Source organism: Palleronia sp. (genome assembly GCF_042089775.1).
GTDB lineage: Bacteria > Pseudomonadota > Alphaproteobacteria > Rhodobacterales > Rhodobacteraceae > Palleronia.
In genome coordinates, this window is the sequence record NZ_JBELKF010000011.1 from 58,362 (window position 1) to 65,631 (window position 7,270).

A 7,270-nucleotide genomic window follows, 5' to 3' on the forward strand; every position below is an offset into this window, starting at 1 on the left:
TGGTCCGCCCCGCGCCAAGCGCTAGAGGCCAAGCAAGCGCCCCGCCACCGCGTCGAGCCGGGCCACCACGTCGGGGTCGCGCTCTTCGGGCCGCGTCATGATCGCATGGTCGAGCGCGCGGTCGCATCCATGCGGGCAGTCGGGATGGCCGCCTTCCAGCGCCGCCGCAAGGGCCCGGACCAGCGCGCGCGCCTTTTCGGCGTTGCCCTTGAGGGTCGCGATGATGTCGGTGATGTCGACCGAGCCGTGGCCGGGATGCCAGCTGTCGTAGTCGGTGATCATGGCGATCGAGGCGTAGCAGAGCTCGGCCTCGCGGGCGAGCTTGGCCTCGGGCATGTTGGTCATCCCGATCACGTCGCAGTTCCAGACGTCGCGGTAGAGCCTGGATTCGGCCATGGTCGAGAATTGCGGCCCTTCCATGCACAGGTACGTGCCGCCGTCATGCAGGCCGATCTCCGCCTCGGCCGCCGCCGTCTTCGCAGCCTTGCGCAGGCGATCGCAGACGGGATGCGCGACAGAGACGTGTGCGACGCAGCCGGTGCCGAAGAACGACTTTTCGCGCGCGAAGGTGCGGTCGATGAACTGGTCCACCAGCACGAAGTCGCCGGGCGCCATCTCGTCCCGGAACGACCCGCAGGCCGAGATCGAGATCACGTCCGTCACACCGAGCCGCTTCAGCGCGTCGATATTCGCCCGGTAAGGCACGGTGGTGGGCGAATGGACATGCCCGCGCCCGTGGCGGGGCAGGAACGCCATCTCGGTCTGGCCGAGCCGCCCGGTCAGGATCTTGTCCGACGGGTCGCCCCACGGAGTCTCGATCGTCTGCCAGCGGGCATCCTCGAGCCCCTCCATGTCGTAGATGCCCGATCCGCCGATGATCGCGATTCTGCCCATTTCTGCCCCCTGTCCGGTCAGGCCGGAAGATGGCGGGGGCACGGCCAAAGGAAAAGAGCGAATTGCCGGACCCCTTCGCGGGGTCCGGCGGGTGCGTCAGATCGTGACGCCGATCTTGCCGAAGTGCTGGCCCGACTCCTCGTGGCGGAACGCGTCCGCCAGCTCGGCCAGCGCAAAGGTCCGGTCGATCACGGGGCGGATGCCCGTCGTCTCCATGCCGCGGACCATGTCGTTCTGCATCGCGTGCGAGCCGACGATCAGCCCCTGCAGGCGCTGGTGCTTGGCCATCATGGCCGCGGTCGGGATCTCGCCCGACCGCCCGGTGAGCACGCCGATGAGCGCCATGTGGCCGCCGATGCGGCAGGCCTGGATCGACTGCGCCAGCGTCACCGGGCCGCCGACCTCGATCACATGATCCACGCCCCCGCCGGAAAGACGCGCGATCTCGGCGCCCCAGTCTTCCGTCTCCTTGTAGTTGACGGTGGCGGTGGCGCCCATCTCTTCCAACCGCGCGCGCTTCTCGTCGGACGAAGACGTCGCGAAGACCCGCGCGCCCATGGCCCGCGCGATCTGCAGCGCGTAGATCGACACGCCGCCGGTGCCCAGCACCAGCACGTCGTCGCCCGCCTTCAGCCCGCCATCGACCACCAGCGCGCGCCACGCGGTCAGACCGGCTGTGGTGATCGTCGCGGCCTCTTCGTGGGACCATCCCTCAGGCGCCTTCGTGAAGTAGCGCGCGGGACGGGTGACGTATTCACGCGCATAGCCGTCGACGCCGTCGCCGGGCGTGGTCGAGAAGTCCGCGATCGGCGGTGGCCCGTCGGCCCAGTCGGGGAAGAAGGTCGACACGACCCGGTCGCCGACGGCGAACGGCGCGCCGTCGCCCGCCGCCTCGACCTCTCCGGCGCCGTCGGCCAGCGGAATGCGACCGTCCTCTGTGGGCATCAGACCCGCGGCGACGCCGTAGTCGTGGAAGTTCAGGGATGAGGCACGCAGGCGCACGCGGATCTCGCCCGGTCCGGGATCGGGGGCGTCCGGGATGTCGGATTGTGTCAGCTGATCGAGGCCGCCGGGGGCGACGCAGCATATGGCTTTCATGGGATCTCCGTTTCCCTCTGTCATCGGGATGTCATGGGTGGCACCTTAGGAAGCGTCCGCGCTTGAGAGGAGTTCCAGCATGACCATCCGCCTGTCCCGACGTTCGTTCCTTGCCGCCTCGGGGGCGGCCGCTGCCTTGCACCCGTTCTCGCTCCGCGCGCAGGCCAACCAGGCGCACCTGCGCCTGATGGAGACGACCGACATCCACGTCCATGTCTGGCCCTACGACTACTATGCCGACGAGGCGGTCGACACGCTGGGCCTCGCGCGCACCGCGTCGCTGATCGAAGGTGTGCGGTCCGAAGCGACGAACGCACTGCTCCTGGACAACGGTGACTTCCTGCAGGGCAATCCGATGGGCGACTGGGTCGCCTACGAGCGCGGCATGGAAGATGGCCAGATGCACCCGGTCATCGAGGCGATGAACACGCTCGGCTACGACGCTTCGACGCTGGGCAACCACGAATTCAACTACGGCCTGCCGTTCCTGCTGGCAGCCGTCGCGGGCGCGAACTTCCCCGTCGTCTCGGCGAACGTGGCGACCAGGCTGGGCCAGAACCCGACGCAGGACGAGACGCTTGTGCCGCCCTACATCATCCTCGACACGATGGTCACCGACGGCGCGGGCGAAACGCACCCGATCCGCGTCGGCCTGATCGGCTTCGTGCCGCCGCAGATCCTGCAGTGGGACCGCAGTCACCTTGAAGGCAAGGTCGAGGTCCGCGACATCGTCGAGACGGCGAAGGCCTACGTCCCGCAGATGAAGGCCGAGGGCGCCGACATCATCGTGGCGCTCAGCCACTCGGGCATCGGTCCGGCCGAGCATGAGCCGATGATGGAAAATGCCTCGGTTCCGCTGGCGGCCGTTGATGGCATCGACGTTCTGATGACCGGCCACCACCACCGCGTCTTCCCCGGTCCCGATTACGAAGGCGCCGAGGGCGTGGATGCCGAGGCCGGCACGATCCACGGCAAGCCGGCGGTGATGGCAGGCTTCTGGGGCTCGCATATGGGCCTGATCGACCTGATGCTGGAACGCACCGATACCGGCTGGACCGTGGCGAGCGCCGAGGTCGAGGCGCGCCCGATCTACCTGCGCGGCGAGGATCGCTCGATCGAGCCGACGGTCGGAAGCGTTCCGGCCGTGCTCGACGCGACCGAGGAAGAGCACGAGGCGACGCTCGACTACGTGCGCCGCGCCGTGGGCAAGACGGACGCGCCGCTACACAGCTACTTCGCGCTGGTGGCCGACGATCCTTCGGTGCAGATCGTGTCGAACGCGCAGCGCTGGTATATCGAGCAGATGATGGCCGGCACCGAGCATGAGGGCCTGCCGATCCTGTCCGCCGCGGCACCCTTCAAGGCCGGCGGCCGGGGCGGCCCCGACTACTACACCGACGTCGAACCCGGCGACATCGCGATCAAGAACGTGGCAGACCTGTATCTCTACCCGAACACGGTCCGCGCGGTGAGGATCGACGGCGCGACCGTGCGCGAATGGCTCGAGCGCAGCGCGGGCATGTTCAACCGGATCACGCCGGGCGAGAAGGATCAGAAGCTTCTGAACCCTGACTTCCCGTCCTACAATTTCGACGTGATCGACGGGGTCGAATACCAGATCGACCTCAGCGAACCCGCGAAATACGGCGCCGAGGGCGAGGTGGTGAACCCGGACGCGAACCGCATCAAGAACCTGATGTTCGCGGGCGCACCGATCGACGAGGACCAGGAGTTCATCGTCGCCACCAACAACTATCGCGCGGGCGGCGGCGGCCACTTCCCCGGCGCCGATGGCTCGACGACCGTGTTCGAGGCGCCCGACACCAACCGCGACGTGATCGTGCGCTACATCGTGGACCAGGGCACGGTCACGCCGTCCGCCGACGCCAACTGGACCTTCGCCCCGCTCGAGGGCACGACCGTCCTGTTCGACACCGGCCCCCTTGGCGTGCGCTATGCCGACCAGGTCGAAGGCGTGAACATCGAACCGCTGGGCGAGGCCGAAGAGGGCTTCTTCCGCTACCGCATCACGCTCTGATTGGAACGGGCGGCGCTGGCATTCCGGCGCCGCCCCTCAGGCTACTCGCCCGGCCGCGGCATCTCGAAGACCTCGGTCACTTCGGCATAGTCGCGATAGCCAAGGCGCGAGACCGGCCGGAACGACACCACGTCGAACCGGCCATCCTTCAGCGCATCCTTGCGGATATGGACGCCGGTCACGGTGCCGAGCACGAGGAAGTTGTTCGCGCCCTCGATCTGGATGATCTGCGTCATCCGGCATTCCAGGTTCGCCGGCGCCGCGACCACGCGCGGGCAGGCGATGGTCTCGCACTCGGCACGCTCCAGCCCCGTATGGGCGAACTCGTCCGTCTCGCGCCCCCACGGCCCCGAACTCTGGTTCATCGCATCCTTCAGCGCTGACGACACCACGTTGCAGCAAAACACGCCCGTCTCGCGGATGTTGGCCACAGTGTCCTTCGTGTCGCCCCGGTCGGGCTTGGCCGAGGTCGAGGCAAACACCACCTGCGGCGGCGTGTAGGCGACCGCGTTGAAGAAGGAATAGGGCGCGAGGTTCTCGGACCCGTCCGCGCCCCGGGTCGAGATCCAGCCGATGGGCCGGGGCGAGACGATGGCGTTGAACGGGTTGTGCGGCAGGCCGTGGCCGTCCTCGGGGCGGTAGAACATGGGAACTCCTTCGGTTTGCCGAGGGTCTAGCGTCGTGCTACGCGGCGCGCCAGTCATTGGGGGAAGCGCGGATGCTCAAGATCGAGCGGCCGGATGATCGGTGGGAGGTCGAAACCCTCTACGACCTCAGCTTCGCGCCCGGGCGCGAGCTTCTGTCATCGTACCGATTGCGCGACGGGGTGAAGCCCGTGACGCCCCTGTGCCTCGTGTCGCGCGACGAAAGCGGCATCGTCGGCGGCGCGATCCGCTATTGGCCTGTCCGCGTGGGCGGCGCCCCGACGCTGCTGCTGGGTCCCGTCGCGGTCCACCCGACGCGGCAGGGCGAGGGGCTCGGGGCGCTTCTGATCCAGTCGAGCCTTGGCCGCGCCGCGGGGCTGGGCCATGCGCGGGTCATGCTGGTCGGCGACGCGCCCTATTACCGGCGGTTCGGGTTCGAACGGCTCGACGGGGTTGAAATGCCGCCGCCCACAAATCCCGACCGCGTTCTGGGGCTGGAGCTGGTTCCCGCCGCATGGACCGGGATATCGGGACCCGTGACGTCTTGGAAAGATGCGGTCGGCGCCACATCTATGCGGGCATGAGCACCACACCCGCCGAATACGACGAGATGTCGCCCGAGACCGCCGCCGAGCTGGACAAGCTGGCCCGCCGCTTCCGCACCGCCGATGGCGTCGGGATGCAGGTCCTCAGCCTCATCGGTGGCCAGACCGAGGATCTGCTGGGTCGCCTGCCCATGTCCGTCCGCGAGGGGCTGGACCGGGCGACGCGCCGCGCGCTGGAAACCGCGTTCAACGCCGCGCAGTTCTCGCGTGGGCGAGTCGCCGACCGGCCCGACTGGCTGAACACTGTCGCGACCACCGCGATGGGCGCGGTCGGCGGGGCAGGAGGGCTGTCCACCGCGCTGGCCGAACTTCCGGTGACGACGACGGTGCTTTTGCGCGCGATCCAGGGGATCGCGGACGACCTTGGCTTCGAAGTGGACGACCCGGTCGTGCGGGCGCAGTGCATCCAGGTTTTCGCCGCCGCCGGCCCGCTGTCCCGCGATGACGGCACCGACATGGCCTTCCTCGCCACGCGCATCGCGCTGTCGGGGCCGGCAGTCCACGGCGTAATCGCGCGAGTCGCGCCGCGCCTTGCGACCGTGCTGGGCCAGAAGCTGGCCGCGCAGGCCGTCCCGGTCATCGGTGCGGCGGCGGGTGCGGCGACGAACTACGCCTTCACCAGCTACTATCAGGAGATGGCGCGCGTCTATTTCGGCCTGCGCGCCCTGGCCAGGGACAGTGGCACCGACGTGGACACGCTGCTGCGCGAATTCCGCCTCAGGGTGAAGCCCCCGCGCGAGATCGGCCTCTAGTTTCCACCGCTCGCGTCGGCACGGAAATCCACAGTCACGATGGTCCCGTTGGGCGAGCTCGACACCTGCAGGTCGCCGCCCAGCGTCTTGACCATCGTGCGCACGATGCTGCCGCCCGAGCCGGACTTGCGCTTGCTGCCCCGCGTGTCGAGAGGCTCGTCGCCCTCCGCGGCCTCGGCGACCCGGTTCGCCAGACTGGGCGCGTTGTCGGGCCAGTTCGACCCTTCGGGCAGGCCGATCCCGTCATCCTCGACCTGCAGGCGCACCATGTCGCCGGAGGTCCGGGTCAGGCGGACCTCGACCAGCCCCGAATCGCGCCCGTCGAACGCGTGCTCGAAGGCGTTGGTGATGAACTCGGTCAGGATCATGCCAAGGCGCGCGCCGGCATCCACGCTCAGCTCGACCTCGTCGCAATGCACGTTCAGCCTGATCGACGGGCGCCCCTCGAGTCCCCCGATCGTCGTGGCGACGCGGCTGATATAGGCGCCCCCGCGCAGCGTGCTCGCACCGGACTGGGCCGAGCCTTGCGGCGACAGCTCTTCGTAGAGCAGGGCGAGGCTCTGGATACGGTGGCTCAGCGCCTCGAACGACTCCTTGGTTACCTCGCGCCGCGACTGCAGCCGGATCAGGCTGACGACCATCGCGAGGTGGTTCTTGATCCGGTGCTGCAACTCGCGCAGCATCTCGCGGCTGTCATCCCCGATGATGTCGGCGGCGTCGCGGGTGTCGGGGTCCTCGATCTCGGTCAGGATGCCCAGGAACACGCGCGTCTGGCCGGTGTCGCTGCGCAGCGGCGTGATGACGAGACGGTTCCAGAAGGTCGTGTCGTCGGCCTTGCGGTTCAGGATCTCGACGCTCACCTCGCGTTCCGCGGCGATCGCTTCGCTCAGCTCGCGCACCGTTCCGGGGTCGGTGCCCTCGCACTGCATGAACCGGCAGTTCTGTCCGATGACCTCGGATGAAGGATATAGCGTGAGCCGTTCATACGCCTCGTTGACGAAGACGACCGGGTTGTCCGGAAGGTTCGGGTCGGTCAGCACCATCGAGATCGGATAGCCTCCGATGCTCAGCTCGAGCGTATCGCTCGCGGTCGACGTGTCTTGCATGGCGCCTTCCTAAATTCAGATGACGTATTTCGACGGTTTGGCCAAGGAATTGCAAGCCGCGCGGGGTCCGACCACCGCTGATGCGGGGGTCAGTAACCCCGGTTCAGCGTATCGGTCAGCCAGGCATTGAGGG

At 68.1% G+C, this 7,270-nt stretch carries 7 protein-coding genes; 3 read left to right on the forward strand and 4 right to left on the reverse strand.

The genetic code is table 11. From position 1 onward, the window contains the following. Positions 1-21: 21 nt before the first annotated feature. Entirely contained in the window at positions 22-894 is an 873-nt protein-coding gene (locus tag ACFDS3_RS04975; protein ID WP_375261241.1) for an S-methyl-5'-thioadenosine phosphorylase, read from the reverse strand. A 96-nt stretch (positions 895-990) separates the two neighbouring features. Continuing rightward, positions 991-1,992 (reverse strand): NAD(P)-dependent alcohol dehydrogenase, encoded by a 1,002-nt coding sequence (locus ACFDS3_RS04980; RefSeq protein WP_375261242.1) that lies wholly within the window; start codon positions 1,990-1,992, stop codon positions 991-993. A 79-nt stretch (positions 1,993-2,071) separates the two neighbouring features. Here ACFDS3_RS04980 and ACFDS3_RS04985 point away from each other — a divergent pair, with 79 nt between their 5' ends. Then, the gene (locus tag ACFDS3_RS04985) at positions 2,072-4,030 is read left to right on the forward strand and encodes a bifunctional 2',3'-cyclic-nucleotide 2'-phosphodiesterase/3'-nucleotidase (RefSeq protein ID WP_375261243.1); all 1,959 of its coding nucleotides are present in this window, start codon (positions 2,072-2,074) and stop codon (positions 4,028-4,030) included. Positions 4,031-4,071: 41 nt separating this feature from the next. Here ACFDS3_RS04985 and ACFDS3_RS04990 read toward each other — a convergent pair whose 3' ends face one another. Further along, positions 4,072-4,677, reverse strand: a complete 606-nt coding sequence (locus ACFDS3_RS04990) for a flavin reductase family protein (protein WP_375261244.1) — start codon at positions 4,675-4,677, stop codon at positions 4,072-4,074. 71 nt (positions 4,678-4,748) lie between these two features. Here ACFDS3_RS04990 and ACFDS3_RS04995 point away from each other — a divergent pair, with 71 nt between their 5' ends. Beyond that, the gene (locus ACFDS3_RS04995; RefSeq protein ID WP_375261245.1) at positions 4,749-5,258 is read left to right on the forward strand and encodes a GNAT family N-acetyltransferase; all 510 of its coding nucleotides are present in this window, start codon (positions 4,749-4,751) and stop codon (positions 5,256-5,258) included. Then, positions 5,255-6,031, forward strand: a complete 777-nt coding sequence (locus ACFDS3_RS05000; protein WP_375261246.1) for an EcsC family protein — start codon at positions 5,255-5,257, stop codon at positions 6,029-6,031. Before ACFDS3_RS04995 ends, ACFDS3_RS05000 begins: the two co-directional genes overlap by 4 nt. On the opposite strand, the gene ACFDS3_RS05005 is transcribed toward ACFDS3_RS05000, so the two are convergent. Continuing rightward, positions 6,028-7,137 (reverse strand): PAS domain-containing protein, encoded by a 1,110-nt coding sequence (locus ACFDS3_RS05005; protein WP_375261247.1) that lies wholly within the window; start codon positions 7,135-7,137, stop codon positions 6,028-6,030. The two genes, ACFDS3_RS05000 and ACFDS3_RS05005, sit on opposite strands and share 4 nt — an antisense overlap. Positions 7,138-7,270: the final 133 nt, after the last annotated feature.